The sequence below is a fragment of the Saccharopolyspora sp. NPDC050389 genome (assembly GCF_040655595.1).
Classification (GTDB): Bacteria; Actinomycetota; Actinomycetes; order Mycobacteriales; family Pseudonocardiaceae; genus Saccharopolyspora.
The window spans coordinates 39212-63029 of sequence record NZ_JBFAKG010000009.1 but is presented as its reverse complement, the minus strand read 5'-3'; the positions used below and the strand labels follow the sequence as shown (position 1 = coordinate 63029).

General features: G+C 70.4%; 26 protein-coding genes. 16 read left to right on the top strand and 10 right to left on the bottom strand.

The features are described 5' to 3' along the window. Positions 1 to 4: 4 nt before the first annotated feature. Positions 5 to 565 carry a helix-turn-helix domain-containing protein gene (locus tag AB0I53_RS08220; protein ID WP_358598364.1) on the bottom strand — a complete coding sequence of 187 codons (561 nt, stop codon included), beginning with the start codon at positions 563 to 565 and terminating at the stop codon, positions 5 to 7. 73 nt (positions 566 to 638) lie between these two features. Here AB0I53_RS08220 and AB0I53_RS08215 point away from each other — a divergent pair, with 73 nt between their 5' ends. Both AB0I53_RS08215 and AB0I53_RS08210 read left to right on the top strand, forming a co-directional pair. Further along, a complete protein-coding gene (locus AB0I53_RS08215; RefSeq protein WP_358598362.1) occupies positions 639 to 1577 on the top strand; it encodes a cupin domain-containing protein in 939 nt (312 codons plus the stop codon). A gap of 223 nt (positions 1578 to 1800) precedes the next feature. Next, a complete protein-coding gene (locus AB0I53_RS08210) occupies positions 1801 to 2550 on the top strand; it encodes a putative protein N(5)-glutamine methyltransferase (protein WP_358598359.1) in 750 nt (249 codons plus the stop codon). A gap of 54 nt (positions 2551 to 2604) precedes the next feature. On the opposite strand, the gene AB0I53_RS08205 is transcribed toward AB0I53_RS08210, so the two are convergent. Together AB0I53_RS08205 and AB0I53_RS08200 are read right to left on the bottom strand one after the other, a co-directional pair. After that, a complete protein-coding gene (locus AB0I53_RS08205) occupies positions 2605 to 3861 on the bottom strand; it encodes an MFS transporter (protein ID WP_358598356.1) in 1257 nt (418 codons plus the stop codon). Beyond that, a complete protein-coding gene (locus tag AB0I53_RS08200) occupies positions 3858 to 4277 on the bottom strand; it encodes a MarR family transcriptional regulator (protein ID WP_358598666.1) in 420 nt (139 codons plus the stop codon). Before AB0I53_RS08200 ends, AB0I53_RS08205 begins: the two co-directional genes overlap by 4 nt. A gap of 212 nt (positions 4278 to 4489) precedes the next feature. Between AB0I53_RS08200 and AB0I53_RS08195 the strand changes: the two genes are divergently transcribed. The 3 genes from AB0I53_RS08195 to AB0I53_RS08185 all read left to right on the top strand — a co-directional run bounded on the left by AB0I53_RS08195 (position 4490) and on the right by AB0I53_RS08185 (position 7135). Beyond that, positions 4490 to 5107, top strand: a complete 618-nt coding sequence (locus AB0I53_RS08195) for a GyrI-like domain-containing protein (protein WP_358598353.1) — start codon at positions 4490 to 4492, stop codon at positions 5105 to 5107. A gap of 126 nt (positions 5108 to 5233) precedes the next feature. Beyond that, positions 5234 to 6088, top strand: a complete 855-nt coding sequence (locus AB0I53_RS08190; RefSeq protein WP_358598350.1) for a helix-turn-helix transcriptional regulator — start codon at positions 5234 to 5236, stop codon at positions 6086 to 6088. A gap of 69 nt (positions 6089 to 6157) precedes the next feature. Then, a complete protein-coding gene (locus AB0I53_RS08185; RefSeq protein WP_358598347.1) occupies positions 6158 to 7135 on the top strand; it encodes a zinc-binding dehydrogenase in 978 nt (325 codons plus the stop codon). A 57-nt stretch (positions 7136 to 7192) separates the two neighbouring features. Here AB0I53_RS08185 and AB0I53_RS08180 read toward each other — a convergent pair whose 3' ends face one another. Together AB0I53_RS08180 and AB0I53_RS08175 are read right to left on the bottom strand one after the other, a co-directional pair. Further along, positions 7193 to 7723, bottom strand: coding sequence for a gamma carbonic anhydrase family protein (locus tag AB0I53_RS08180; RefSeq protein ID WP_358598344.1), 531 nt, complete (start codon positions 7721 to 7723; stop codon positions 7193 to 7195). Continuing rightward, positions 7720 to 8481, bottom strand: a complete 762-nt coding sequence (locus AB0I53_RS08175; protein WP_358598341.1) for a GntR family transcriptional regulator — start codon at positions 8479 to 8481, stop codon at positions 7720 to 7722. The genes AB0I53_RS08180 and AB0I53_RS08175 overlap by 4 nt, the downstream gene beginning before the upstream one ends. Positions 8482 to 8664: 183 nt before the next feature. Between AB0I53_RS08175 and AB0I53_RS08170 the strand changes: the two genes are divergently transcribed. From AB0I53_RS08170 to AB0I53_RS08145, 6 genes are all read left to right on the top strand, one after another. Further along, a complete protein-coding gene (locus AB0I53_RS08170) occupies positions 8665 to 9885 on the top strand; it encodes a CaiB/BaiF CoA-transferase family protein (protein ID WP_358598338.1) in 1221 nt (406 codons plus the stop codon). Between the two features lie 49 nt (positions 9886 to 9934). Further along, positions 9935 to 10912 carry a tripartite tricarboxylate transporter substrate binding protein gene (locus tag AB0I53_RS08165; protein WP_358598335.1) on the top strand — a complete coding sequence of 326 codons (978 nt, stop codon included), beginning with the start codon at positions 9935 to 9937 and terminating at the stop codon, positions 10910 to 10912. After that, the gene (locus AB0I53_RS08160) at positions 10909 to 11394 is read left to right on the top strand and encodes a tripartite tricarboxylate transporter TctB family protein (protein WP_358598332.1); all 486 of its coding nucleotides are present in this window, start codon (positions 10909 to 10911) and stop codon (positions 11392 to 11394) included. The genes AB0I53_RS08165 and AB0I53_RS08160 overlap by 4 nt, the downstream gene beginning before the upstream one ends. Positions 11395 to 11410: 16 nt before the next feature. Further along, entirely contained in the window at positions 11411 to 12928 is a 1518-nt protein-coding gene (locus tag AB0I53_RS08155) for a tripartite tricarboxylate transporter permease (RefSeq protein ID WP_358598329.1), read from the top strand. Next, positions 12921 to 13694 carry an enoyl-CoA hydratase/isomerase family protein gene (locus AB0I53_RS08150; RefSeq protein ID WP_358598326.1) on the top strand — a complete coding sequence of 258 codons (774 nt, stop codon included), beginning with the start codon at positions 12921 to 12923 and terminating at the stop codon, positions 13692 to 13694. The genes AB0I53_RS08155 and AB0I53_RS08150 overlap by 8 nt, the downstream gene beginning before the upstream one ends. Positions 13695 to 13757: 63 nt before the next feature. Then, positions 13758 to 14552 (top strand): maleylpyruvate isomerase family mycothiol-dependent enzyme, encoded by a 795-nt coding sequence (locus tag AB0I53_RS08145; protein WP_358598323.1) that lies wholly within the window; start codon positions 13758 to 13760, stop codon positions 14550 to 14552. 72 nt (positions 14553 to 14624) lie between these two features. Here AB0I53_RS08145 and AB0I53_RS08140 read toward each other — a convergent pair whose 3' ends face one another. Then, positions 14625 to 16007: a serine hydrolase domain-containing protein gene (locus AB0I53_RS08140; protein WP_358598320.1), complete on the bottom strand. Its 1383-nt coding sequence runs from the start codon at positions 16005 to 16007 to the stop codon at positions 14625 to 14627. 141 nt (positions 16008 to 16148) lie between these two features. Here AB0I53_RS08140 and AB0I53_RS08135 point away from each other — a divergent pair, with 141 nt between their 5' ends. Continuing rightward, positions 16149 to 16886 carry a TetR/AcrR family transcriptional regulator gene (locus AB0I53_RS08135; protein WP_358598317.1) on the top strand — a complete coding sequence of 246 codons (738 nt, stop codon included), beginning with the start codon at positions 16149 to 16151 and terminating at the stop codon, positions 16884 to 16886. Here the strand turns inward: AB0I53_RS08135 and AB0I53_RS08130 are convergent. Then, a complete protein-coding gene (locus AB0I53_RS08130) occupies positions 16883 to 17914 on the bottom strand; it encodes a hypothetical protein (protein WP_358598314.1) in 1032 nt (343 codons plus the stop codon). The two genes, AB0I53_RS08135 and AB0I53_RS08130, sit on opposite strands and share 4 nt — an antisense overlap. A gap of 163 nt (positions 17915 to 18077) precedes the next feature. Here AB0I53_RS08130 and AB0I53_RS08125 point away from each other — a divergent pair, with 163 nt between their 5' ends. Further along, positions 18078 to 18986: an aminoglycoside phosphotransferase family protein gene (locus AB0I53_RS08125; RefSeq protein WP_358598311.1), complete on the top strand. Its 909-nt coding sequence runs from the start codon at positions 18078 to 18080 to the stop codon at positions 18984 to 18986. 75 nt (positions 18987 to 19061) lie between these two features. Here AB0I53_RS08125 and AB0I53_RS08120 read toward each other — a convergent pair whose 3' ends face one another. Together AB0I53_RS08120 and AB0I53_RS08115 are read right to left on the bottom strand one after the other, a co-directional pair. Then, positions 19062 to 19268: a hypothetical protein gene (locus tag AB0I53_RS08120; protein WP_358598308.1), complete on the bottom strand. Its 207-nt coding sequence runs from the start codon at positions 19266 to 19268 to the stop codon at positions 19062 to 19064. 11 nt (positions 19269 to 19279) lie between these two features. Continuing rightward, positions 19280 to 19750, bottom strand: a complete 471-nt coding sequence (locus tag AB0I53_RS08115) for a hypothetical protein (RefSeq protein ID WP_358598305.1) — start codon at positions 19748 to 19750, stop codon at positions 19280 to 19282. Here AB0I53_RS08115 and AB0I53_RS08110 point away from each other — a divergent pair. Next, positions 19749 to 21545, top strand: coding sequence for a DUF4158 domain-containing protein (locus AB0I53_RS08110; protein WP_358598663.1), 1797 nt, complete (start codon positions 19749 to 19751; stop codon positions 21543 to 21545). The two genes, AB0I53_RS08115 and AB0I53_RS08110, sit on opposite strands and share 2 nt — an antisense overlap. Before the next feature lie 11 nt (positions 21546 to 21556). After that, positions 21557 to 22555 (top strand): transposase, encoded by a 999-nt coding sequence (locus AB0I53_RS08105; protein ID WP_358598302.1) that lies wholly within the window; start codon positions 21557 to 21559, stop codon positions 22553 to 22555. On the opposite strand, the gene AB0I53_RS08100 is transcribed toward AB0I53_RS08105, so the two are convergent. Continuing rightward, positions 22437 to 22889: a GNAT family N-acetyltransferase gene (locus tag AB0I53_RS08100; RefSeq protein ID WP_358598299.1), complete on the bottom strand. Its 453-nt coding sequence runs from the start codon at positions 22887 to 22889 to the stop codon at positions 22437 to 22439. The two genes, AB0I53_RS08105 and AB0I53_RS08100, sit on opposite strands and share 119 nt — an antisense overlap. 231 nt (positions 22890 to 23120) lie before the next feature. On the opposite strand from AB0I53_RS08100, the gene AB0I53_RS08095 reads away from it, so the two are divergent. After that, positions 23121 to 23519, top strand: coding sequence for a MerR family transcriptional regulator (locus tag AB0I53_RS08095; protein ID WP_358598296.1), 399 nt, complete (start codon positions 23121 to 23123; stop codon positions 23517 to 23519). Positions 23520 to 23818: the final 299 nt, after the last annotated feature.

Sequence of the window (23818 nt, the reverse complement as noted above, 5' to 3'; positions counted from 1 at the left end):
GGCGTCAGTCGCGGGGCCGCAGGCCCGCGAGGGCGATGTCGATGAAGCGGCGCCAGTCGCCGATGGCCGCGCGGCTGACCGTCGCCAGCGCGCCGACGATCATGTACAGGTCGGCCACGGTCACCTCGGCGGCCAGGGTGCCGTCGGCCTTGCCGCGTTCGATCAGGGTTTCCCCGAAGGCCAGCAGCCGGGTGCTCACCTCGCCTTGCGGTGCCATGGAGCCCAGGACGGCTTCGATGACGCCCGACAGGCCGCGTTCGTTCTCGTGGACTTCACCGATGTGGCACAGGAAAGCGGCGAGGGCCTGGCGGGTGTCGGGGTCGGGCAGGCACTGCGCCTCACCGAAGGTCAGGATCGCGGCGAAGCGCTGTTCGGCGACGGCTTCGACGAGCGCCTGCCGGGTGGGGAAATGCCGGTAGACGGTGCCGACGCCGACCCCGGCCGCGCGGGCGACCTCGGCCATCTGCGCCTGCTCGCCGCGCTCGGCGAGCAGGTCCCGGGCCACGTTCAGCACCTGGGCGCGGTTGCGTTCGGCATCGGCGCGCGGCTTGCCGGCAGGCGACATTGACACTCCAACGATCTCACGTAGCCTCAAAAACGGAATCGGATTCCGAATCCGCTTACCGGGAGGTTACTCCATGTCCCACGACCGTTTCATCTTCCTGAACCCCGGCGCGTCCCGTCCGACGCGGGTGCCGCTGCCGCCGTGGATGACCGTCAAGGCCGGGGCCGCCGACACGGGAGGACGACTGTCGCTGCTGGAGAACAACGGCGACGGCAGCATTCCCGCGCATGTGCACGAGACGTTCGATGAGTTCGTCTACGTCCTCGGCGGCGAGCTCGGCATCGACTTCGGCGGCCGCACCCACCGGCTGACCGCCGGGATGTGCGCCCTGCTCCCCCGCAGTGTCACCCACGCCATGCGCAACCTCTCCGAGACGCCGGTGCACGCGCTGCAGCTGTCGGCTCCCGGCGGCTGGGAGCGCTACATCGAGGACGTCAGCGAGGCCGGGCAGACCCTGATGCGCGACGACGGGAGCCGGGACTGGGCGAAGATCAACGAGATCGGCGCGCGGCACGGCATGCACTACCATCTCGGCGACATCGGCGCGGACGGCGGGGATGAGGGGCGGTTCTTTGTCCTGGAGGCCGGCCAGGCGCGGCCGGGTCGTGTGCGGGTCCCGCCGGCGTTCGCCGTCAAGGCACGCAGCGGCGACACCGGCGGCGCGTTCTCGCTGCTGGAGGTCGTCGTCGCCCAGGAGATCCCCCGGCACGTCCACCACGAGGCCGACGAGTGCATCTACGTGCTCGACGGGGCCCTCACCGTCGAGTTCGACGGACGGATCCACACCGCGACCCGGGGCGAGTTCGTGCTCCTGCCGCACGGTGTTCCGCACGCCCTGCGGCCGGGATCCACACCGCCGCCGCGCGTGTTGCAGATCTCCTCGCCCGGCGGGTGGGAGTGCTTCGTCGAGGACCTGATCGAGGCCCGGGCTCAGGTGAGCGCCGCCGGCCGGCTGGATCCGGCCCGGCTCAACGCCATCGCCGCGAAGTACCGGATCACCTACGAAGAATGAGGTCCGGGGCGTCCGATGTGGACTGCCGGGCGGTGGCCGAACCTGGGCCGGTGGTGCTGCTGTAGTGTTGCCGCATCGTGCGCGACCGAGGAGGTGAGACCCATTACCGCTGTTGCAGGTCGGGTGCTCCCCTTCCGCCGCCGTGACCGGCGTTGCTGAGAGCGCTCGTGGTCACCGAAAGGCACTTCTCATTTCTGTGTTCTCATCATCGTTTTCCGCTGTTGTGAGCAGTCTGCGCGCTGCTGGTTGTGTGTTCGCCGAGGAGGAGGCGCGGCTGCTGCTGTTGGCGGCCGCCGGCCCGGCCGAGCTTTCCGGCATGGTGCAGCGCCGTGTCGATGGCCTGCCGCTGGAGCAGGTGCTGGGCTGGGCGGAGTTCTGCGGGCTGCGCATCGCCGTGGATCCCGGTGTGTTCGTGCCTCGGCGCCGCACCGAGTTCCTCGTCGAGCAGGCCGCTTCCCTGGCCGAGCCGGGCTCGGTGGTGGTCGATCTCTGCTGCGGTTCGGGTGCGGTCGGTGCCGCGGTGGCCGCGAGGCTGCCGGTGGAGTTGTACGCCGCGGACGTCGATCCGGCCGCGGTGCGCTGCGCGCGCCGCAACATCGCCGATGCCGGTGAGGTTTTCGAAGGTGATCTCTACCGGCCGTTGCCCACCGGCCTGTGTGGCCGCGTGGAGGTGCTGGTGGTCAACGCGCCCTACGTGCCCACCGGCGAGGTGGATCTGATGCCGCCGGAGGCGCGCCTGCATGAGCCGCAGGTGGCGTTGGACGGTGGCGCCGATGGCCTGGACATCCAGCGCCGGGTGGCAGACGAAGCGCCGGGATGGCTTGTGCCGGGAGGGCACCTGCTGATCGAGACCAGTCGCCGCCAGGCTCCGCGCACCGCGGAGCTTTTCGAGCGTGCCGGGCTGCTGTCGCAGGTCGTGAGCTGCGACGAGCTCGATGGGACGGTCGTCGTGGGAACCAAACCCGGCGCCTAGCGCCGACCACCGTTGCCGCCACCGCAGCCGGTGGCGGCAACGGTGACCAGCCGGTCATCGCTTCTCCGCCGCGGGTGTTGCTTCGGCCGGGATCTGCAGTCGGCGCAGCGGTGTGCTGGTCAGTGCGAGCCCGATGACGCAGGCGACGCAGAGCAGCCCGCCGGAGATCGCCGCGAATGCCGCCGATGTCGCCGCGGCGACCAGTCCGCCCCGGAAGTTGCCGATGTCCGGGCCGGAGACGCCGATGATGTGGTCGACGGCGCTGACCCGGCCGCGGTGGGAGTCGGGAGTCGCCAGCTGCACGATCGCTCCTCGCGTGATCACCGAGATGGTGTCGGCCGCTCCCGCCATTGCCAGGCATCCCAGGGCCAGCCACAGCGGCTGCGCCAGCCCGAACCCGGTCAGCCCCAGGCCCCACACTCCGGCGGCTGCCAGCATGACCGCGCCCGGTCGCCGGGCTCGCGTCACCATGCCGGACGCGGCGCCGGCGGCGATCCCGCCGACGGCGATCGCGGACATGAACAGGCCCAGGGTTTCCGGCCGTCCGCCGAAGCGTTCCGAGTTGATCAGCGGGAACAGCGCGAGCGGCATGGCCGTGACGGTCGCCAGGAGGTCGCTGAGCAGCGCGCCGCGCAGCACCGGCCGGCCGGCGATGAAGCGCCAGCCTTCCCAGATCGCGCGCGCCCCGGGACGCGTGGTGTCGCCGAGTGGCCGCATGGCCGGCAGCCGCAGCACGCTGTAGAGCGCGGCGGCGAAGGTCAGCGCGTCGAGCAGGTAGCAGGCGCCCGCACCCCATCGCGCCAGGAGCACGCCTGCGACGGCAGGACCGAGGAGCATGGCCGCCTGGAAGGTGAGGTTGGTCAGGGCGATGCCGGCGCTCACCTGGTCGGCGGGCAGCAGGCGCACGACGAACGTCCGGCGGGCGGGCGCGCCCAAGCCGCTGCCCGTGGCGTGCAGTGCGGCAAGTCCGAGCAGCCCCCACATCGAGGTGGCGCCGACGACGGCCTGGACTGCGAGCAGCCCGACGGACACCAGCTGGACGATCGTGGTGAGCAGCACCAGAAGCCGGCGGTCGAGGGCGTCGGCGAGGGATCCGCCGAGCAGCCCGAAGAGGATCATCGGCGCGGCCTGTGCGAGGCCGATCGCGCCCACCGCGACGGGGCTGCTGGTCAGCTTCCACATCTGGTAGAGCACCGCGACCACCGTCAGCTGCCCGCCCAGGGCGGACAGTGCGTTTCCGCACCACAGCCGGCGGAAGGCGGCGCTGGAGCGCAGCGGCCGGACGTCGAGGAGCCGGTCGGCGAGGCTCACGGCTGCTGGTGCAGGTGGTGGGTGATGCGGTCGTAGAAGGAGCGCTGCGACAGCGCCGCCTGCACGTCCTGGACCGCCCGGCTGAGCGGGTAGGGCAGCTCGGCTTCCAGGTCCCGCAGCGCCTGTTCGGAGGCTCGCCATTCCGCTTCCAGCAGCGGCAGGACCTCTTGGGCGCGCTTGGCCAGCGTCACCTGGCGGGTTCGCGCATCGGCGCCCGCGATGCTGCGCACCAGTCCTTCGCGGCGCATGGCGCTGACCGTCTGGCTCATCGCCGAGTGGGTCACCTCGAGGGCGTCGGCGAGTTCCCGGATGGTCATGGCGCCGCGGTGGCCGAGGCGGATCAGCGGCCCGACGAACCGGGGGCGGATGCCCGGCAGCTCGCGTTCGGCGTAGAGGCGGGCGATTTCGTCGTCCATCGCGGAAAGTAGCCGGCGCAGGGGCTGCCAGGCGCTTGCTTCTTCGGTGGGATCGGAATCCCGGGGCCGGGAGTCGCGTGACGAGCTCACTCGCGAACTGTAACAGTGCTTGTGTAAGTGCTGTTGTAGTTGGCGCTGACGTCGTCAGGGTCGTGGTCGACACTGCGGATGCCGGAGCAACAGAGTCTCGAACCCACCAGGAGGGCCCGGCTGTGACCGTGAAGATCGACTTCAAGCGGAATCTCGGCTGCTACCAGGCAAAGCTGGACACGCCGCAGGTGGTGGAGGTGCCTGATCTCCAGTATCTGATGCTCGACGGCCACGGTGACCCGAACACCGCCGCCTTCGCGGAAGCGGTCTCGGCGCTCTACCCGGTCGCCTACGCGCTCAAGTTCGCCAGCCGAACGAACCTCGGCCGGGACTACGTGGTGATGCCGCTGGAGGGGCTGTGGTGGGCCGATGACATGGAGGTTTTCACCAGCGCACGGGACAAGGCGCAGTGGGAATGGACTCTGATGATCATGGTGCCGGACTGGATCACCGATGGGATGTTCGCCGCGGCTGCCGACCGGGTTGGTTCGAAAGCCCGTCCGGCGCGACTCGATGAGGTGCGTTTGCAGACCCACTCGGAAGGGCTATGTGTCCAGGCGCTCCACATAGGCTCCTACGACGACGAGAGCGAGCTGCTTCGGCGGATGCACCACGAATTCGTTCCTGCCCAGGGCTTCACGATGGTCGGGAAGCACCACGAGATCTACCTCAGCGATGCACGCAAAGTCGAGCCGGGCAAACGGCGGACGATCCTTCGCCAGCCCGTGACAGCCGACTGACGCGGATCGTCGCTTCCGGGCGCGGCTTCTTCGGCCGGCGCTGTGCAGGAGTTCGCGCAGGTCCTTGCCGACGCCGGGCTTGTCCGCGGCGGTGGTGGCCGAACAGGGTGGGGATATCGTGGGCGGGTGAGCACCACCTTCGATCTTGATCAGCAACGCGGTGCGCCGCGGGACCGGCGTCGCGCGGAGCTGCGCGAGTTCCTGCGCAGCCGCCGGGAGCGGTTGACGCCGTCGGAGGTGGGGCTGCCCGAGGCGGGGCGGCGGCGGACGCCGGGGTTGCGGCGTGAGGAAGTCGCGGTCCTGGCCGGGGTCGGGGTGTCCTGGTACACGTGGCTGGAGCAGGGCCGCGACATCAAGGTCTCCGACGACGTGCTCGACGCGGTCGCCCGCGCTCTGCGGCTCGACGAGGTCGAGCGCACGCACCTGTACCGGTTGGCCGGGCTCAACCCGCCGCAGCGGCAGGCCGCGCCGTCGGTTCCGGCGTCACCGCAGATGCAGCGGCTGCTGGATGCCTGGGCCCCGCGGCCGGGTTACATCCGCGACCGGCATTGGAACTTCACCGCCGTCAACGACGCGGCGCGGCGGGTGTTCGGGTACGGCGAGACCGATCACAACTGCCTGGTCTCGTACTTCACCAACGCCCGCTATCGCGTGTTGCACCAGCATTGGGAGGAGATCGCGCCGGCGGTGGCGGCCGGATTCCGCGCTGATGCCGCCCGCTATCCCGACGATCCCGAGTTCGACCGCATCGCGGCGGATCTGGCGCAGGTCAGTGCGGAGTTCGCCGAGCTGTGGGCGCGCCACGACGCGGCCGAGCATTCCACCGCGGTGAAGGCGGTCGAGCATCCCGAGGCCGGGCTGCTGGTCTTCGACGCCACCCTGTTCCCGGTACCCGAGCACCCAGGCCACCACCTGATCCTGCACAACCCGCGCCCCGGTACCGACACCGCGCAACGGCTGGAGCGGCTGCTGCGGTCGTAGCGTGGTGGTGGCACACCCACCATGAACCGACACTGCTTCTCCGCGCGCCGCGCCCGCAGGATCATTGTCATGAGCAACGCGCAGATGAAAGCAGTCACCATCCCCGAGTTCGGTCCCGCCGATGTGCTGCGGCTGGACACCGTTGCGGTTCCCGAGCCCGGCCCCGGCCAGGTGTCCATCGACGTGGCCTACGCGGGAGCGAACTTCGCCGAGGTCCTTTACCGGCAGGGCGTGGTGGACGTGCCGCTGCCGTTCGTGCCCGGTATCGAGGTGTCCGGCCGGATCCGCGCGCTCGGCCCCGGCGTGGAGGGTTTCTCGGTCGGTCAGCCGGTCGCGGCACTCACCATCGTCGACAGCGGCGGCTACGCCGAGGTGGTGACCACCTCCGCTGGTCTGGTCGCACCGTTGGACGGCCACGACCTGGGACTGGAGCTGGCGGCGGCGCTGCCGTCCAACAGCACCACCGCGTTCCTGGTGCTCGATCGGGTTGCCCGCATCGAGCCGGGTGAGAGCGTGCTGGTGCACGCCGCTGCCGGTGGTGTCGGCAGTCAGCTCGGCCAGGCCGCGCGTCTGCTGGGCGCGGGCCGGGTGGTGGGCACGGTCGGCAGCCCGGCCAAGGTCGAGGCCGCGAAGGCGTTCGGCTACGACGAGGTGATCTTGCGGGAGGACGTCGCCGGCGCGGGTGAGTTCGACATCGTCGTCGACATGGTCGGTGGCCCGACGCGCCGCGCCAGTCTGGACCGGCTCGCCCCGATGGGCCGCATGGTGGTGATGGGAAACGCTTCCGGTGCCGAGGACGTCGGGATGTCGGCCAACGAACTGTGGTTCACCAACAAGACCGTCTCCGGGTTCAACCTGGCCGCCTATGCCGCCGCCCATGCCTCTGACGCCGGAAGGGCACTGCGCCGCGCGGTGGAGGCCGCCGTCGGCGGCAAGCTTCGCACGCAGGTCGAAGTTCTTCCGCTGGAGCGTGCCGTCGAGGCGCACCGGCGTATCGAATCGGGCTCTACCACGGGCAAACTGGTCCTCCAGGTCGCACGCGTCTAGCCCTTTTCGACGGAAAAAAGCGGGCCGCCCCTGTCCGGGGGGCGGCCCGCTTTGGTGTCAGGCCAGGGCTTCGCGGTGTTTGGCGGCCAGGGCGACGTAGTGCTCGGCGGAGAGCTTCAGGCGGGCCTGCTCTTCCTCGGTGAGTTCGCGGCGGACCTTGCCCGGGGTTCCGGCGACCATCGAGCCCGGCGGGATCTCGGTGCCTTCCAGCACCACGGCGCCGGCCGCGATCAGCGACCCGGCTGCGATGCGGGCGCCGTTGAGCACCACCGCGCCCATGCCGATCAGGCAGTCGTCTTCCACGGTGCAGCCGTGCAGGACCGCTTTGTGGCCGACGGTGACGCCGGTGCCGATCTCGGCCGGGAAGCCGGGGTCGGCGTGCACGACGCAGCCGTCCTGGATGTTGCTGCGGGTGCCGACGCTGATGTTCTCCTGGTCGCCGCGCAGCACGGCGTTGTACCAGACGCTCGCGCCGGCGGCCAGGCGCACGCGGCCGATGAGCGCGGCGCCGGGCGCGACGAACGCGTCGGCGTCGAGCTGCGGGGTGATCCCGTCGATGGTCAGCGTGTGCGAGGGGCCTGAACTCACTGTTTCTCCTGTTTCTCCCGCTGCCGCCGCAACCACTGCAGCGCCACGTCGGTGTGTCCGTCCACTTTGGTCTCGATGCCGTCGAGGAAGGTGCGGTCGCCGTGCTCGGCGAGTTCGGTGAGCACCGCCTCGGGGTCGCCGGCCTCGATGATCGTAAGCAGCCGCTGGTGGCGGGCCACGTCGCCGGCGAGGCTCTCGCGGCCTTGGCGGGCTTTCCGGTTCAGCGCCATGGACAGCATCACCTGCAGTTGCAGCGATCGGTAGGCGTCTTCGAGGCGCTGGTGCCCGGACAGCCCGACGACCGACAGGTGGAATTCGAAGGAGCATTCCATGAAGGCCGGTTCGTCGCCGGCGGCTGCGGCGTCGTCCATGCGCTGCAGGGCTTGCCGGCAGCGGCGCAGGCGGGCGGGTTCGGTGACCGGCACGCCCAGCCGCACCGCGAGTCGTTCGAATTCGGCGCGCAGGGTGCAGATCTCGTAGATGTCGTGCAGCGTCAGCGGGGTCACGATCACGCCTTTGCGCGGCACCTGCCGCACGAGGCCTTCGCGTTCCAGCACTCGCAGCGCTTCCCGCAGCGGTGGCCGGCTGATGCCCAGCTCGTGGGTCAGGCGGTTCTCCACGATGCGCTGCCCGCACAGCAGATCGCCGCCGATGATCATGCGGCGCAGCGTGGCGGCGGCCAGTTCCACCAGGCTCGGCGGGCCGACGATGCTCGGGGCCCGGCGGGTCGCGGGGCTGTCTTCAACGGATCCGGTCACGTCCAGCAGTCTCTCCTCCCGGGCCCGGCTCCCGGTGCTCTTTCGCGCCAGCGTCGTGGCGCTGGTCCGCTTGGAGCAACCTCGTCGGGCAAGCTTGTCAGCTCTGTTCTGCCTGCTGTAGACAAAAGTCAGGTGATGCCGATCACGGTATCCGGTTTCCGCCCGGATTTCTTGGAGCCGCGCATGACTTCTCCCCCAGATTCCCGATCCCAGGCCCCGCTGCACGGGGTGCGCGTGGTGGAGATCGGCGCGTTCATGGCCGCGCCGTTCGCGACGATGCAACTGGCCGACCTCGGTGCCGACGTCATCAAGGTGGAAAACCCCGCCGGTGGTGATCCGGTGCGCCAGACCGGGCCGTTCCTCGACGGCCACAGCTCCCCGTTCGTGCGGCTCAACCGCAACAAGCGGTCGGTGGCGCTGGATCTGAAGACCGACGAGGGCCGGCGGCTGCTGTGGTCGCTGCTGGACACGACGGATGTGCTGGTGGAGAACCTGCGGCCGGGTGCGCTGTCCGCGCTGGGTTTCGGCTACGCCGCCGTGCACGCCCGCAGCCCGCGGCTGGTGTACGTGTCGGCGTCGGGGTGGGGGCAGGACGGGCCGCTTGCCGCGCAGCCGGGGCTGGACATCATGGCGCAGGCCCGCGCGGGGCTGATGAGCATCACCGGCCCGCCCGGCGGGGAGCCGGCCAAGGTCGGGGTGCCGATGTGCGACCTGGTGTGCGGGTTGTACGCGGCGATGGGCGCGATGGCCGCGCTGCGGGCCCGGGAGCACACCGGCGAGGGCCAGCACGTGGACGTGTCGCTGTACGAGTCGGGTGTGTCGTTCGCGGTGTGGGAGGCCGGGAACTTCTTCGCCACCGGCGAGGTCGGCCGCGCGCACGGCTCGGCGCACCAGAACAGCGCCCCCTACCAGGCGGTGCGCAGCAAGGACGGGTGGGTGACCGTCGGGGCCACCACGACGAAGACCTGGCCGGCGTTCTGCCACGCCCTCGGGCTCACCGAGTTGCTCGACGACGACCGCTACACCAGTTCCTACGACCGTTACCACCACCGCGACAGCCTCATCGCGGCCATCGAGGTGGCCACGGCGTCCCGCACCACCGAGGAGATCGTCGAGGTGCTGGTGGCCGCGGGGGTGCCGTGTGCGCCGATCGCCACCATGGACCGGGTGTTCACCGACGAGCACCTCGGGCACCGTGGTTTCTTCTGGGACGCGCCGCATCCCTCGCTCGGCGAGGTGCGGCAGATCGGTTCGCCGATGCGGATGTCGGCGACCCCGGCGCGGCGCGGCGCCGCCGGGCCGGTGCTGGGCGCGCACACCACGGAGGTGCTGGCCGAGGCCGGCGCCGGCGCTGAGGAGCTGGCGCGGTTGCGCGAGTCCGGGGTCATCGCCACCGGCGAGTAAATCCCCTACTTCTTCCCTTTTTCGCGACGCAGCTCAAGGAGGAGCAGCGATGCGCGTGTTGTTGCGGGGTCGTGGCGTGTTGGCCGCGTTGTGCGCGGTGGTGCTGCTGGGCGGGTGCGCCACCGGCGGCGCCGGGCAGGACGGTGCCGGTGGGCCGCGGCCGGCCGGGAACGTGACGATGGTGGTGCCCTTCGCCGCCGGCGGCGGCAGCGACATCGCCGGGCGGGCGATGGCCGACGGGCTGGCGGGTGTGGAGCCGGGGCTGCGGGTCAACGTCGACAACCGGGAGGGCGGGCAGGGCGCGGTCGGCTACTCCTACTTCCTGGCCAAGGCCGGTTCGCCGGACTACCTGCTGGCCACCGAGACGTCGCTGCTGTCGCTGCCGTTGAGCGTCGACGTGGCGTTCTCCTACCGCAGCTTCACCCCGATCATGAAGGTCGGCGAGGACTACACGCTGCTGGTGGCGTTGCCGGAGTCGCCGATCACCAGTTGCGCGGACGCGGTGGCGCAAAGCCGCGGGCGGCGGGTGCTGGCGGGGATTTCCGGTGCGGTGGGCCCGGATGCGGTGGTGTTCTCGCAGATGGAGCGGGTGGCCGGCGCGGATTTCGACACCGTGCCCTACGAGGGCGGCGGGGAGACCCTCTCGGCGGTGCTCGGCGGGCAGGTGGAGCTGGCGTCGCTGAATCCCAGCGAGGTCGTGGGCCAACTGCGGGCCGGGCAGCTCAAGGCGCTGTGCGTGTTCGCCGACCAGCGCTACACCTATCCGGAGCTGGCGGGGATTCCGACGTCGGTGGAGCAGGGCGTGCCGGTGTCCTTCGCGCAGTTCCGCGGCATGATCGCGCCGGGAGGGCTCAACCCGCAGGCCGCCGAGTACTGGATCGGGCTGGCCCGCCGGTTCGCCGACTCCCCCGCCTACGCCGAGTACGTCGAGTCGGAGTTCCTGCAGCCGCGGGTGGCCTTTGGTGAGGAGTTCACCGCGTACTTGCGGGACAGCGAGGAGCTGCTGGCGCAGGTGGTGCGGCGATGAGCGGGCAGCGGTCGCCGCAGGTGGCGCTCTTCGGCGGGTTGACGCTGGTGGGTGCGGGTTTCGCGGTCAGCGCGGTCGGTTACGGGGTGCTGCTGCCGGAGTCGCGGATCGGGCCGGGGTTCCTGCCGTTGGTGGCCGGCGGGTTGCTGGCGGTGTTCTCGGTTCTGCTGCTGGTCGAGCAGCTGCGCCGGCCGGCCCCGGCCGTCCCGGAGCGCGGCACCGATGATTTCGGGCGAACGCCTGCGCAGCGGATGTGGATCCTGCGGCGGGTGTTCGCGCTGCTGCCGGCGGCGCTGCTGGCGGTGCCGGTGGTGGGCATGGTCGCCGCGTTCGGGCTGCTGGTGCTGGTGATCTCCACCTGGCTGGAGCGGCGGCGGGTGCTGCCCGCGGTGGCGCTGTCGGCGGTGTCGGCGGCCGCGATGCACGTGATCTTCGCGGTGGTGCTGCGGGTGCCGCTGCCCACCGGCGTGTTCGGGTTCTGAGAAACCGGAGGCCCGCGTGATCGACAATTTGTTGTTGGGTTTATCGACGGCGTTCACGCCGACGAATCTGTTGTGGTGCTTCGTAGGCGTGGTGCTGGGGACCGTGATCGGGCTGTTGCCCGGGCTCGGTTCGAGCACGGGTGTGGCGATCCTGATCCCGCTGACGCTGACCGTGGAGCCGGTCACCGCGCTGATCATGCTGGCCGGGATCTACTACGGCTCGCAGTACGGCGGCACGATCACCTCGGTGCTGCTGTCCACGCCGGGCGAGGCGGCCAGCGTGGTGACCACTTTGGACGGTTATCAGATGGCGCGGCAGGGCCGTGCGGGCGCGGCGCTGGCGATCGCGGCGATCGGCTCGTTCGCGGCGGCGATCGTGTCGCTGGTGCTGCTGGCCGCGCTGGCGCCGCCGTTCGCGCAGTTCGCGTTGCGGTTCGGGCCGCCGGAGAACCTGGCGGTGATGGTGCTGGCGTTGGTGACGATGGTGGTGCTCTCGACCGGTTCGAAGTTGCGGGCGGCCGCGATGGCCTGCGCCGGGATGTTGCTGGCGTGCGTGGGCATCGACGCGGGCACCGGCGAGGCCCGCTACACCTTCGGCAGCATCGAGCTGCTGTCGGGCATCCCCTACATCGAGGTGGTCATCGGGTTGTTCGCCGTCGGCGAGGTGCTGTACCAGATCCGGGTGGGTGCGGCGACGCCGATTCGCGCGCGGTTCCGGGATCTGGTGATCCGCCGCCGCGACATCCGCGATTCGGCCGGCGCGATCGGCCGGGGCAGCGCGATCGGGTTCCTGCTGGGCACGCTGCCGGGCGCGGGATCGACGCTGGCGTCGTTTCTGGCCTACGGGCTGGAGAAACGCGTCTCGCGCAACGCCGCGCAGTTCGGGCACGGCGCGATCCAGGGCGTCGCGGCGCCGGAGAGCGCCAACAACGCCGCGGCCAACGCCAACTTCATCCCGACGCTGACGCTGGGCATTCCCGGCGGTGCGACCACGGCGGTGCTGCTGGGCGCGTTGACGGTCTACGGGGTGCAGCCGGGGCCGCTGCTGTTCGAGGAGCAGCCGGAGCTGGTGTGGGGTCTGCTGGTGTCGTTTTTCATCGGCAACGTGATCCTGCTGGTGCTCAACCTGCCGTTGGCGCCGGTGTTCGCGCAGCTGCTGCGCATCCCTTACGCCTACCTGTACCCGTTGATCCTGTTCACCAGTTTCGTCGGGGCCTACGCCATCGACAACAACGTCTTCAGCGTGTGGCTGGTGCTGATCTTCGGTGTCATCGGCTACGGCATGAAGCGCTTCGACCTTCCGATGGCGCCGCTGGTGGTCGGGGTGGTCATCGGGGCGTTGTTCGAGAAGGCGCTGGTGCAGTCCTCGGCGCTGCTGGACGGCAATCTGTGGCTGGTGCTGACCAAACCGATCGCGGTGGTGATCCTGGCGCTGGCGGTGGTGCTGCTGGCCGGCCCGGTGCTCACCCGCCGCGTCCGCGTGTTCCTCCGGCGCGGTGCGCCGGAACCGTCCGATGAGGAGTCGCATGTCTGACGAGTTGCTGGTGGCCCGCGAGGGTGCCGTGTTGCAGGTGACGTTCAACCGGCCGCGGCAGCGCAACGCGATGAGCTGGGAGATGTACGACGGGCTGGTCGCCGCGTGCGAGGCCGCCGACGCCGATGACGGCATCCGGGTGCTGGTGTTGCGCGGCGCCGGGGATGAGGCGTTCGTGGCCGGCACCGACATCGCGCAGTTCACCGAGTTCACCTCCGGCGAGGACGGGGTGGCCTATGAGCAGCGGATGGAGGCGGTGCTGGAGCGGCTGGAGACCACCAGGGTGCCCACGGTCGCGGCGATCTCCGGGTTCTGCGTGGGTGCGGGCATCGCGTTGGCGGCGGCGTGCGACATCCGGGTGTCCACGACGACGGGCCGGTTCGGGGTGCCGGTGGCGCGGACGCTGGGCAACTGCCTGTCGATGAACACCTATTCGCTGCTGGTGTTCCACCTGGGGCCTGCTCGTGCGAAGGACATGTTGTTGCGGGCGCGGATGTTCGGCGCCGATGAGGCGCATGCGGCGGGGTTCGTCGCGCAGCTGTGCGAGGTCGGCGAGCTGGAGGAGACCGTGGCGGGCGTCGCCGAGCGGCTGGCGCAGCACGCGCCGTTGACGATGTGGGCGGGCAAGGAGGCGGTGCGCCGATTGCGGTTGGCGAACCTGCCCGACGGCGACGACCTGGTGCGCACCGTGTTCGGCAGCGACGACTTCCGCAACGGGGTGCGCGCTTTCCTGGACAAGAGCCCGCACCGCTGGACCGGCCGCTGAGGGTCGCGGGCAGCGCCCGGGGGTATCCGGGTGTTGTCCGAGGATCGAGCGAGGGGGTGGATCATGACCACCATCGTGCGGGCCCATGATGTGGCGCGAACCGAGCATGCTCACGCGGCCGAGGTGCTGTTCCCGGAGGTCAGGGCGATGCGGGCGCTGCTGGGCGAGTTGTCGGCCGAGGAGTGGCTGATGCCCACCGACTGCCCCCGCTGGACCGTGCGGGACGTGGTCGCCCATGTGCTCGGCAACGCAGAGGTCACGCTCGCCCCGGATCTCATGGTGCTGCGGGCGGGGGAAGGCACGCTGCGGTATCCGCAGCTGTACCGGCTGGATGCGATGAACGAGATGGCGGTGGACGCGTGGCGGGATCGGCAGGCCGGTGAGCTGGCGGCGGAGTTCGCGCCGTTGTGGCGGCAGGTGATCCGGGCGCTGCCCGGCATGACCGAGTCGGTGCGCGGCCAGACGTTCGACACCGGTTATCCCGGGGCGCTGCCGGTGGCGATGGGTTACGTGGTGGATGTGGTGCTCGCCCGCGACATGTGGATGCACCGCATCGACATCTGCCGGGCGACTGGGCGGGAGTTCGCCGTGCACGAGCATGATCGCGGCGTGGTCGAGCAGGTGCTGCGGGATCTCGACGATGCGTGGGCGGGGCCGCCGCTGGTGCTGGAGCTCACCGGCGTGGTCTTCGGCGGCTGGCAGATCGGCGCGGATGCGCCGGTGGCGACCGTGCGCGGCGATGCTGTGGGTGTGCTGCGCATGTTCTCGGGCCGCACCGAGCCGCAGCCGGATCTGATCGTCGAGCACGGTGACAGCGCGGTGCTGGGTGCGCTTCGCGACGCGCGCGTGCCGTTCTGAAGGTTGCCGGTCGATGCTGGTCAACGGCGAATGACCCGCGCACTGGGCGCGGGTCATTCGCGGCGTTCCCGTTCAGGCGGCTTTGGGTGTGGCGCGCATGAAGACGTACACGCACGGGGTGCCGTTGGCCAGCGTGGAGAACACCACCGGGCTGTACGCCTCGCCGCCGAGGTTGAAAGATGCGGCGAAGACCGTTGGTGTTACCGGCACCAGGCCCGCCTCCAGGGGTGGGGCGATGCCTTTCAGGTCATCGACGAATTCGTAGCGGATCCGTGCGCTGCCTGTGTCGTCCTGGCTGATGGTCGTGATGACTCCGGCGCGCCGGTAGCTGCCCAGCAGCGGTGTCGGGTCCACCTCGGGTGGGTTCGCCGGTGGGGCGAACGGTGCTGGCATGTGGGCGTCGGCCAGCTCGGCCAGCAGTTCCCGGAACAGGTCGGTGTAGAGCCGGGCGACGTCGCCGCCGTTGGTGAGCAGCACGATCGCCACGCCCGTCTGCGGGATGACGCGCAGGTAGGAGTGCTGCGAGACCGCGCTGCCGTCGTGGCCGAAGCCGAAGATCCCGTTCCAGTCGTGCAGGGTCCAGCCGAGGCCCCAGGCGTCCGCGGACACGCTCCATTTGTCCGGGCTGTCGATCTCGCGGCGCTGCATCGCGGCGACCGCATCAGTGGACAGGATCCGGGTGCCGTCCGCGGCGATGCCGCCGTCCAGGTGCATCTTGGCGAAGCGGGCGACGTCACCGGCCGAGACGATGACCCGGCCATACGGCCCCGCCGAGCGTGGCAGCACGTCCCAGACGGCTGCCGGTTCGGGATCCTGACCGGGTTGGCCGAGGTGGCCCATGGCCACCCGGAACCGCAGCGCCTCTTCCGGCAGCGTCATGGAGCGTTCCAGCCCGAGCGGGGTGAACAGCCGGTCTCGCAGCGCCTGGTCCCAGGTCTGCCCGGTGAGCACCTCGATGATCCGGCCGAGCACGACGTAGCCGAGGCTGCCGTAGGAGAACGCCGTGCCTGGCGGGCAGTCCAGCGCCACGTCTCTGGCGGCTTCGACGTACTTCGCCAGGCAGTCGTCGCCCCGGCCGGCGTCGTAGATGAAGTCGTTGGTCACCCCGCCGGTGTGCGACAGCAGTTGCCGGATGGTGATCGTCTTGGTGGCTTCGGGATCCGGGGTGCCGAACTCCGGTAGGACGCTCACGACCGGCGCGTCCAGGTCCAGCTCGCCGGAGTCGACCAGCTGCATCACCAGCGTGGCGGTGTAGGTCTTGGCGAGTGACCCGGCGAGGAACAGCGAGTCGGGGGTGGCGGGCAACCCGGTCTCGCGGTGCAGCACACCGCTGGCCAGCTCGTGGACGGTGCCGTCGGCGAGCACGGCGAGCGTGGCTGCCGGGACGTGATGGGTTGCGCGCAGCTCGTCGAGCCTGGCTTGCCACCGGTCAACGTCGAATCGCGGTACCGACATGAATGGAGATCCCTTCTCTGACCTGCGAACCGAACATTGTGCGGAGTTACGCACACCGTACGGAGACCGTGCGTTGTTCGCAAGGACGTACACTGTTCGGGCAGGATCGTTGTGGACCGCGCGAGAGGGCGAGGAGACCGCATGCCAGCCGACGAACAGCCGTTTCCCTCGGTGTGGGCCCGTCCGCAACGGCGGCGGCGGGAACAGCCGGCACTGAGCCGGGAACAGATCGTGGCCGCGGCGCTGCGATTGCTGGACGCCGAGGGCATCGACGCGTTGAGCATGCGCAAGCTCGGCACCCTGCTCAACGCCGGGGCCACCTCGATGTACACGCATGTGGCCAACAAGGACGAGCTGATCGAACTGGTCGTGGACGAGGTCTACGGCGAGATCGACGTGCCGGTCCTTGGCGATGCCGCGGGCTGGCGGGCGGCCATCACCGGCTGCGCGCACAGCATCCGGTCGACGCTGCTGCGCCACCCGTGGATCGTCTCCGTGCTCGGCGAGGCAGGCGTGGCCTATCTCGGGCCGAACCTGATGCGGCTGACCGAGGCCATCCTCGCCGTGTTCGAGGAAGGCGGCTTCCCGTTGGAAGCGGCCGACCAGGCGATGAACACGGTCTTCGCCTACGTCATCGGGATGTCGACCAGCGAGGCCGCCTGGTTGACCATGCTCGCGCGCAGCGGTCAGGGCGAGCAGGAATGGGCCGAGCGCCTGTGGCCCGCCGCGCAACGAGCGGTGCAGGACTATCCGCGGCAGCGCAAGCTGTACGCCGCGCAACGAGGCCAGAATCTGCGCAGTACCCGCGATGGCGAATTCGCCGCCGGGCTGGACTGCGTCCTGCACGGCCTCGCAACCCGCCTCGTACCCGCCGGCTAGGTGCCGGCCAGCGGTACACCGATCTGGACGTCGAGGTAGGACACGTGGTCCGCGCCGTCGACCGGGCCCCGGCGCGCGTCGACGATCACGACGGTGCCGGCCACGATCCCGGCGAAGCCGGTTCCGGAGAGGCGGCAGTCCTCGATTCGTTCGGTGACCGCGCGGCGAACCTCCTCGGTCAGGAACGTGAGCCCGCGCGGGAATTCCTGGCTGAGTGGATGCCGTTGCCGGCCTGCTTCGATCCAGCTGCCGATGCCGAACTGGGCCGAGACGATCTGGTCGCCGCGGAGCGAGACCCGGAAGTAGCCGTTCGACTGGACGCGGTTGCAGGCCTGCTGCGGTGGGTAGGCGCAGTCGTATCCGCCGGCCCGGAGATCGTCGACGGCGGAGCTCATCGTCGTCGCGTAGTGCTCGGCAGCGAACGGCCAGCGCCGCACCGAGGCGTCCCGGGCGGTGACGACCAGCCCGTCGACGGCGGAAAGCGTGTAGTCGGCATGCCGGTCCCGCCACGCCGTCCGCGGGATCTCGGTGCCATCGCGCCGTCTGCGATCCTGCTGGAAATCGTCGATCTCCTGCCGGATCCGGTCACCGGCGCCGGCCCAGATCGCGGCCAGCGCCGGTACCGCGGCGGCCGTGACCGGATCCTCGCTCCCGGGGTCCAGCTGAGGGAACGGGAACCACGCCCAGGTCAGCTGGTCGTCGCGGTCGAGCACGAACTGCGCCACCTGCGGAACGATCGTGTCCGTCGCGTCCCGGTGACCGACCCGGCACCACAGGGCACGCCCGTCTGCGTTGACCCGGACCTGCGCGCAGAACCAGCCGGCGTCGGTCAAGGGCGCGGTGATCGACTCGGCGGTCCCGCCGGGCGGGATCGGTTCGGCCCACGAGCTCTCCCCCGCCGCGCCGTGTTCGTACACTCCGGCGGGCGGTAGCGCGGGCGGCTCGACCGGCCCGGTGCAACCGGTCAACGCGAGCGCGCCAAGAGCCATGCCCAACCAAGGCGCGGAGAACGTGCGTGATCGGGGCATGGTGATCATCAAAGCAGGCGGTCAAGCCGGGCGACCTGCTGACTGCGGAAAAGCGCCGCTGCTGCTCGGCGCCCGTCTAGAGTGGTTGTCGTGCTTTGACGTGTTCGCGGCCCGCCTCGGACTCCTTCGTCCACGTGATCATCGATGACGAAGGAGTGGTTCGATGATGTCTTCTGCTGTGGTGGTTCCGGCCGCGCTCGCGGCGACCCATCGCAACAACTCCCGCTGGATCGACGGGCTTCCCGCGCTGGCCGAGCAGCGGCTGGCGGCGTGGCGGCTGCGGCCGGATGGCGCCGCTTGGCACGGCATGGTGGCACTGGCGCTGCCGGTCGTGCGCGCCGATGGCGGCGCCGCGGTGCTGAAGTTGCAGCCGGTCACCGAGGACACCGCCGGGGAGCCGGTGGGGCTGCGGGCGTGGGCCGGGCGGGGTGCGGTGCGGCTGCTGGAGCACGATCCGGATTCGGGCAGCATGCTGCTGGAGCGGCTCACGACGCGATCCCTGTCCAGTGTGGACGATGATGTGACGGCGGCGCGGATCCTGGCCGGGCTGCTGGCGCGATTGAGCGCGGTGCCCGCTCCGCCCGGGGTGCGGCGGCTGTCGGAAATCGCGGCCGCGATGATCACCGAGGCTCCCGGTGCCTGCGCGCGGCTGACCGATCCGGCGCAGCGGCGGCTGCTGGAGCACTGCGCGGGCGTGGTCGAGGAGTTGCGCGGCGAGGCGGGCGACCGGTTGCTGCACTGGGACCTGCATTACGACAACGTGCTGGCGGCGAGGCGGGAACCGTGGCTGGCCATCGACCCGCAGCCGCTGGCCGGTGACCCGTGTTTCGAACTGATGCCGGCGTTGCACAACCGGTGGGACGACGCGGTGGCCACCGGCGATGTGGCCGCGGCGGTGCGCCGCCGGTTCGAGGCGATGATCGAGGTGCTGGGCCTGGAGCGGCAGCGCGCGGCGGGCTGGACGCTGGGGCGGGTGCTGCAGAACTGCCTGTGGGAAATCGAGGACGGCGAAACCGGGCTCAGTGACGTGCAGGTCGCCGTGGCGGAGGCGCTGATCGAATGGGGCCCGTGACCGCGGCCGATCAGGGTGGCACGCACGCACCATTGTGGACAGTTACCCGCCGGCGAAGCCCGCCAGGGGCTGGGCTCACCGCCCGGTTTCCGCGCGGAACCGGCCGACCGCCCAGGTCAGCGTGCGGACGGCGTTGCGCCCGTATGGGGCGTCCTCGCCGGGTTCGGTGAGGCGCTCGCGCAGGACGAGTCGCGCCCGCGTGTAGTTGTGCGCGGTGCTGATCCATTCGAAGACCGCGTCGGCCGGCGCGGGAATGGTGCGTTGCACGGTCACGGTTTCCATGTCGGCTCTTCTCATCGGGTGAGCGGGCGGCGTTCGTCTGCCGCGCGCAGCTTGTCGGGATTGCGGACGGCGTACAGCCCATGCACGAGCCCATCACCGATGTCGAACATGCGGATCGAGTCGAGCCGGCCATCGGCGCTGAACAGCACCGCGGGCAGCGCGTTGTAGACGGCGAGGCGCGCGTCCATGTGCGACATGCGTCGCTGGCCGAGCCCGGTGATGTAGCGCGCGACCGGTTCGCGGCCCGTGATCGGCCGGCGCGCCGCGGTCACCTGCCCGCCGCCGTCGGAGATCTGGACGACGTCCGGAGCCATCACGTCCATGAGGGTCTGGACATCGCCGGTCTTGGCGGCGAGCAGGAACCTGCCGATGACGGCCTGGCTCGTCCGCGCCTCGGGCTGGAAACGCTTCCGCCGGGCGTGGACGTGCTCGCGGGCGCGATGCGCTATCTGCCGGACGTTGGTGTCGGACTTGCCGACCATGGCGGCGATCTCGGGGTGGCTGAAGCCGAACACCTCGCCCAGCACGAACTGGCAGAGCAAAGCGATCCAGCGGCACCAGGGCGAGATCCGGGCGGCGTACGGGTTCCGGGCGAACACCGAGGAGGACCAGGAGCGCCTGGCCCAGTGGCTGGCCGTGGAGCTGTGTCCGGTGGAGCTGTCGCGCGAGCGGCTGGCGGCGGCGGCGGTGGTGGCCCGGTGCCGCAACGACCTCATCGAGCCGCCAGCACCGGGACAGGTTGGGCGGCTGGTGGGCCGGGCGGTCAAGGAGTTCGAGGCCCGGTGCTGCCGGATGACGCTGGACCGGCTGACGCACGCGACCCGCTCACGGCTGGACGACTTGGTCGCCGGAGACGACGGCGCCGAAGGCCAGGACGGCGAGGGGGCCGTGTCCGGGGGCGGGCGGTCGCACTTCACCGAGCTGAAGACGGACCCCGGGGGCGCCGGGCCTGGAGAGTCTGCTGGCGGAGGTGAACAAGCTGGAGCGGGTCCGGGGATCGAGTTGCCGACCGACCTGTTCGCGGACGTGTCGGAGAAGCTGGTGGACGCCTGGCGGGCGCGGGCGTCGAAGGAGTACCCGGCGAACCTGGAGCGGATGAAGCCGCCGCGGCGCCTGACGCTGCTGGCCACGCTGTGCCATGTGCGGCAGACGGAGATCACCGACTCCCTTGTCGACCTGTTCATCCAGCTCGTGCTGAAGACCAACACCCGTGCGGAGCGGAAGGTCGACAAGGAGCTGACGAACGAGCTGAAGAAGATCCGGGGCAAGGAGGGCATGCTGCTGCGGGTCGCTGAGGCGGCGCTGGCCGAGCCCTCGGGTGTGGTGCGGCGGGTGATCTATCCGGTGGTCGGCGGGGAGAAGACGCTCAAGGCACTGGCGGCCGAGGCCGCGGCGAACGAGGCCCGCTACAAGGCCCGGGTGCGCACGGTGCTGCGCTCGTCGTACTCGGCGCACTGGCGCCGGATGCTCTCGCCGCTGCTGCGGGGGCTGGAGCTGAAGTGCAACAACACTGCCTACCGGCCGGTGATGGACACGATCGACCTGCTCAAGCGGTACTTGGAGCAGCCGATCAACGAGGGCGCGTTCTTCGATGCGGCGGAGACGGTGCCGCTGGAGGGCGTGGTGCCCGAGCAGTGGCGGGCTGCGGTGGTCGACGAGAAGGGTCGTATCGAGCGCATCCCGTACGAGCTGTGCGTGCTCGTGGCGCTGCGGGACGCGCTGCGCCGGCGGGAGATCTGGGTAGTGGGCGCCAACCGGTGGCGTAACCCGGAGGATGACCTGCCTGCCGACTTCGAGGACAACCGGGATGTGCACTACGCCGCGCTCGGCCAGCCGCTGGACGCCGGGGAGTTCATCACCGCCCTGCAAGGCCGGCTGCGCACCTCGCTGGACCGCTTCGAGAAGTCGCTGGCGGAGGGCACCACGGGCGGGGTGGCGATCGCGCGGAAGCACGGCGAGCCGTGGATCAGGGTCTCCCCGCGCGGCAAGCAGGAGGAGCCGGAGTCCCTGGGGGCGATCAAGGACGAGATCGAGCGCCGGTGGGGCACCATCGACCTGCTGGACATCCTGAAGTACGCCGAGTTCGACACCGACTTCATCGCCGAGTTCACCTCGGTGGCCACACGGGAGGTCACCTCGAAGGAGGTGCTGCGGCGCCGGCTGCTGCTGGTGCTGTTCGCGCTGGGCACCAACATGGGCATCAAGCGGGTGGCGGTCACGGGCAAGCACGGCGAGAGCGAGGCGACGCGCTGCGGCGGGTGCGGCACCTGTTCGTAAACCGGGCCAACATGAGCGCCGCGCTGGTCAAGCTGGTGAACGCCACTTTCGCCGTGCGCGATGAGGTGGGGTGGGGCACGGGGACGGCGTGCGCGTCCGACAGCCGCAAGTTCGGCTCCTGGTCCTCGAACCTGATGACCGAGTGGCACCAGCGCTACCGGAGCCCCGGGGTGATGATCTACTGGCACGTCGAGCGGAAGTCGGCGTGCATCTACTTCCAGCTCAAGAGCTGTTCCGCTTCCGAGGTGGCGTCGATGATCGAGGGTGTGCTGCGGCACTGCACCGACATGGAGGTCGACCGGCAGTACACCGACACCCACGGCGCCTCGATCGTCAGGTTCGCCTTCGCGCACATGCTCGACTTCAAGCTGATGCCGAGGTTGAAGAACATCGGCTCCGCGCGGCTGTACCGGCCGGCGGCCGGTGAGGACGAGAAGTGGCCGCACCTGGCGCCGGTGCTCTCGACCAAGACGATCGACTGGGACCTGATCCGCCAGCAGTACGACCAGATCGTGAAGTACACCACCGCGCTCAGGTTGGGCACCGCGGAGGCCGAGCAGGTCCTGCGCCGCTTCACCCGCGGCGGGCCCAAGCACCCCACCTACCGGGCGATCGAAGAGCTGGGCCGTGCTGTACGGACGGCGTTCATCTGCGACTACCTCGCCGACGTCGAGCTGCGGCAGGAGATCCACGAGGGGTTGCAGGTCGTGGAGAACTGGAACAGCGCGAACAAGGACCTCTTCTACGGCAAGGACGGCGACCTGGCAGGTGCGGACAAGGAGTCCCAGGAAGTGTCCATGCTCGCCCTCCACCTGCTTCAGTCCGCCCTGGTCCACGTCAACACGCTGCTGATGCAGCAGGTCCTCGCCGATGACAAGTGGGCCGACACGCTCACCGACGCGGACCGGCGGGCCCTGTCCCCCCTGTTCTGGACGCACGTGAACCCCTACGGCCGGTTCGAACTGGACATGAACAGCCGCCTGGAGCTGGACCTGACCGCCACGGAGTGAAGCCGATGGCCCGGTAGAGCCGCTCGCCTTCGCCCGTGGCGTTGAGGTTGATGACCTTGCATCCTTGCTGGTCGAACCAGTCCACGAGAGCGGTGAGCACGGCCGTGGCCATGCCGCGGCGGCGGAAGCCGGCTGTTGTGGCGACCAGGCGGACGTGCCCGGTCAGGCCGCTGTGCCGGGGCCGGGGAGGTGCTGGTGCACGGTGCGCAGGGCGCAGGGCGCAGGGCGCAGGGCGCAGGAAGCGAGGCTGCGGTCGGGGGCGTCGACGACGAAGGCGCCCATCCGCGGGGTGTCGAGGCCCTCGCGCAAGTGGTCGCGCAGGTGCGCGGCCCATGCGCCGTCGAGACGGAACTGACGGAGGCCCTGGCCGCGTAGCGCCGGGCTGCCGCTACCGGCCGGTGGCGGGTTGGCGGGGCGTTCGGCGAGGTAGAAAGTGCGGGCGACCTCGACGGCCGCCGTGACGGAGCGCAGGCCCCTGTCGTGGGCCGCCGCGTCCCGTGCCCGCGCTGTGGCGCCCTCGGACGCTTGACCTTGACGCTGGTGTCAGGGTTCTAGTGTCCGAACCATGTTGAAGGAGATCGAGATGCGGATCGGAGAGCTGGCGAACCTGACCGGCGTCAGCGCCCGGTCCCTGCGCTACTACGAGCAGCAGGGCCTCCTGGCGCCCCTCCGCGCCGAGAACGGCTACCGCGTGTACGGCGAGCTGGACGCCGTACGGGCCGTGAACATCAAGGACGCCCTCGACGCCGGCCTCACCCTAGACGAAGTCCGCCCCGCGCTGGTCAACGGTTGCCTGGACGTGCCGCTGCGCGAAAGCCCGTACTGCGCTGACGAGTTGCGGCGGGCCACCGACCGGCTCACCGCGCTGGACGACCGGATCGCCGCGCTCCAGGAGCTGCGCAGCCGGCTCGCGAAGCACATCGATGAGACCGTCACCCGCCGCCCTGTGGGGGGCACGGACTGACGGCCGCCACCGAAACGCGGGCCCGAACCTACGGTGCCGCGCCGATCAGCCGTGTCCTGCCACTGGCCGCGGGCCGCCTTCGCCGCCGGAACCGACGACATGGTCATCGCCGTGGTGCTCCCTAGATCGCCGCCGACCTGCGGGTGAGCGAGCCGGCGGCAGGTCAGCTCGTCACCGTCTTCACGCTTGTCTTCGGCCTGGCCACACCGGTCATGCCGTCCTGACGCCTACGGCGGGCTGGCGACACCGTTGATCACCAGGCGGCCGGTCCCGAATCCGTCGGGAGCATCCAAGTGACA

Excerpts from the sequence above, each read along its gene's own strand:
- AB0I53_RS08125 (WP_358598311.1), top strand. The coding sequence starts at position 18,078 with ATGATGTCTTCTGCTGTGGTGGTTCCGGCCGCGCTCGCGGCGACCCAT.
- AB0I53_RS08170 (WP_358598338.1), top strand. The coding sequence starts at position 8,665 with ATGACTTCTCCCCCAGATTCCCGATCCCAGGCCCCGCTGCACGGGGTG.
- AB0I53_RS08215 (WP_358598362.1), top strand. The coding sequence starts at position 639 with ATGTCCCACGACCGTTTCATCTTCCTGAACCCCGGCGCGTCCCGTCCG.
- AB0I53_RS08200 (WP_358598666.1), bottom strand. The coding sequence starts at position 4,277 with ATGGACGACGAAATCGCCCGCCTCTACGCCGAACGCGAGCTGCCGGGC.
- AB0I53_RS08185 (WP_358598347.1), top strand. The coding sequence starts at position 6,158 with ATGAGCAACGCGCAGATGAAAGCAGTCACCATCCCCGAGTTCGGTCCC.
- AB0I53_RS08135 (WP_358598317.1), top strand. The coding sequence starts at position 16,149 with ATGCCAGCCGACGAACAGCCGTTTCCCTCGGTGTGGGCCCGTCCGCAA.
- AB0I53_RS08115 (WP_358598305.1), bottom strand. The coding sequence starts at position 19,750 with ATGGTCGGCAAGTCCGACACCAACGTCCGGCAGATAGCGCATCGCGCC.
- AB0I53_RS08145 (WP_358598323.1), top strand. The coding sequence starts at position 13,758 with ATGACCACCATCGTGCGGGCCCATGATGTGGCGCGAACCGAGCATGCT.
- AB0I53_RS08100 (WP_358598299.1), bottom strand. The coding sequence starts at position 22,889 with ATGGGCCGCGCACCTGCGCGACCACTTGCGCGAGGGCCTCGACACCCC.
- AB0I53_RS08110 (WP_358598663.1), top strand. The coding sequence starts at position 19,749 with ATGGCGGCGATCTCGGGGTGGCTGAAGCCGAACACCTCGCCCAGCACG.
- AB0I53_RS08105 (WP_358598302.1), top strand. The coding sequence starts at position 21,557 with ATGAGCGCCGCGCTGGTCAAGCTGGTGAACGCCACTTTCGCCGTGCGC.
- AB0I53_RS08150 (WP_358598326.1), top strand. The coding sequence starts at position 12,921 with ATGTCTGACGAGTTGCTGGTGGCCCGCGAGGGTGCCGTGTTGCAGGTG.
- AB0I53_RS08130 (WP_358598314.1), bottom strand. The coding sequence starts at position 17,914 with ATGCCCCGATCACGCACGTTCTCCGCGCCTTGGTTGGGCATGGCTCTT.
- AB0I53_RS08165 (WP_358598335.1), top strand. The coding sequence starts at position 9,935 with ATGCGCGTGTTGTTGCGGGGTCGTGGCGTGTTGGCCGCGTTGTGCGCG.
- AB0I53_RS08120 (WP_358598308.1), bottom strand. The coding sequence starts at position 19,268 with ATGGAAACCGTGACCGTGCAACGCACCATTCCCGCGCCGGCCGACGCG.
- AB0I53_RS08160 (WP_358598332.1), top strand. The coding sequence starts at position 10,909 with ATGAGCGGGCAGCGGTCGCCGCAGGTGGCGCTCTTCGGCGGGTTGACG.
- AB0I53_RS08140 (WP_358598320.1), bottom strand. The coding sequence starts at position 16,007 with ATGTCGGTACCGCGATTCGACGTTGACCGGTGGCAAGCCAGGCTCGAC.
- AB0I53_RS08095 (WP_358598296.1), top strand. The coding sequence starts at position 23,121 with ATGTTGAAGGAGATCGAGATGCGGATCGGAGAGCTGGCGAACCTGACC.
- AB0I53_RS08220 (WP_358598364.1), bottom strand. The coding sequence starts at position 565 with ATGTCGCCTGCCGGCAAGCCGCGCGCCGATGCCGAACGCAACCGCGCC.